The sequence below is a fragment of the Kitasatospora sp. NPDC007106 genome (genome assembly GCF_040634455.1).
Taxonomy (GTDB): domain Bacteria; phylum Actinomycetota; class Actinomycetes; order Streptomycetales; family Streptomycetaceae; genus Kitasatospora; species Kitasatospora arboriphila.
This window is the reverse complement of sequence record NZ_JBEYFP010001168.1, coordinates 1-1,539: the sequence shown is the minus strand read 5'-3', so window position 1 is coordinate 1,539 and position 1,539 is coordinate 1. Positions and strand designations below refer to the sequence as shown.

1 protein-coding gene and 1 pseudogene are annotated in these 1,539 nt (G+C 71.4%); both read right to left on the bottom strand.

Features of this window, described 5'->3' with window-relative positions:
• Positions 1-346: 346 nt before the first annotated feature.
• Positions 347-1,078: an SDR family oxidoreductase gene (locus ABZ641_RS36815; RefSeq protein WP_359988909.1), complete on the bottom strand. Its 732-nt coding sequence runs from the start codon at positions 1,076-1,078 to the stop codon at positions 347-349.
• Positions 1,079-1,208: 130 nt separating this feature from the next.
• Positions 1,209-1,539, bottom strand: a pseudogene (locus ABZ641_RS36810) (hypothetical protein); the annotation flags it as partial.

Genomic DNA, 1,539 nt, shown 5'->3' with positions numbered 1-1,539 from the left:
GCCGGTGACGCAGTTCATGCCGATGTAGTCGATGCCCAGCGGCTCCAGGGCGGTCAGCGCCGCACCGATCTCCGAGCCGAGCAGCATGGTGCCGGCCCCGTCGTGGCGGCGACCTCCAAGATCCGGCGCGCGCCGGCCGGGACGGCATCCCGGTCAGGGTGGCGCGCCCGGCGACGTCACCAGCGCCCTCATCCTGGTGGCCGCCGCGGAACGCCTGGAGGTCGTCAGTCCCACGGCGCGGGAGACCTTGCCGTGCGTGCCTTCCGCATCGTCAACAACCCAACACGCCTTGCCCGTCTGAAGTGTCAGTGGCGTGTCGTGCAGTTCCTCGCGTCCCTGGGAGCGGTCAGCCGTTGAGCCAGTCCTGGTAGCGAGTCGGTGCCAGGCGGGCGCCGGGGCCCGGGGTGAGGACGTTTCCGTGGACGGCGGCGAACAGGCCCGCCTGGTTGTCGACGACGACGGGGCGCCGGTCGCCCCGCGCGGCCAGCGTCATGCGGCCGATCTCGTCGAGCGTGAACGTGTCGGGGCCCGCGATCTCGAGAATCCCGCCGAGCGGCGTGCCGGTGGCCACGTCTGCGAGGACGTCGACGATGTCGCGGCTGGCGATCGGCTGGAGCAACGTCGCGGGCAGTCGCACCGTGGTCTCGTCCGAGGTCCACGACATGGTCGGCTCCATGAACTCGAAGAACTGCGTGGCGCGGACGATCGAGTAAGGCGTCGGACCGCCGCACAGCAACTCCTCCTGGAGCGCCTTGGCGCGGTAGTAGTCCAGTTCGGGGACCTGGTCCACGCCCACGATGGACAGAACCAGCTGGTGGCGCACGCCGGCCCGTTCGCCTGCGGCGAGGAGGTTGCCCACCGTGGTCCGGAAGAACTCGATCGACTGCTCGTCGAACGTGGGGGAGTTGGTCACGTTCACCACTGCGTCCGCGCCGGCGAGCGCGGTGTCGAGGCCGGCCCCGGTGAGCAGATCGACGCCGGACGACAGCGACGCGGCGGTCACCTCGTGGCCTCGTGCTCGTAGCTCGGTGGCGAGCTGCGAGCCGATGAGTCCGGTGCCGAGGACGGTGATCTTCATGGTGGGCCTTCCTACGTGAGTCGATCCCCCGCGAACTCGAACAGCTGTATGGACACTCTTGCCGCCTTCCGGCCTTCCCGCCTCTCCGCCTCTCCGCGGCACCGCTGCGCCGGCCACGGACTGCCGGGCGTCAGGGCAGGCGGAGGGTCTGTCCGGGGAGGATGACGTCGGGGTTGTCGCCGATGACGTCCTGGTTGGCGGCGTAGAGGGCCGGCCAGCCGCCGGGCAGTTGCAGGGTTCGGGTGATGCCGTCGAGGGTGTTGCCGTCCTGGACCACGACGGTCGCCGAGTCGGCCGGGATCGGGCCGGTGTCGGCATCGGCCGCGGTGTCCGGTTCGGCGGCGGGTTGCTGGGTGGCGGGCCGGGGCGCGGGTACCGCGTGGTGGGCGGTGGTGTTGTGGCCGGTGCGGGTGCCGCAGGTGGGCCAGGGGGTGAGGCCGCGGTGGGCGGCGAGGTGTTCG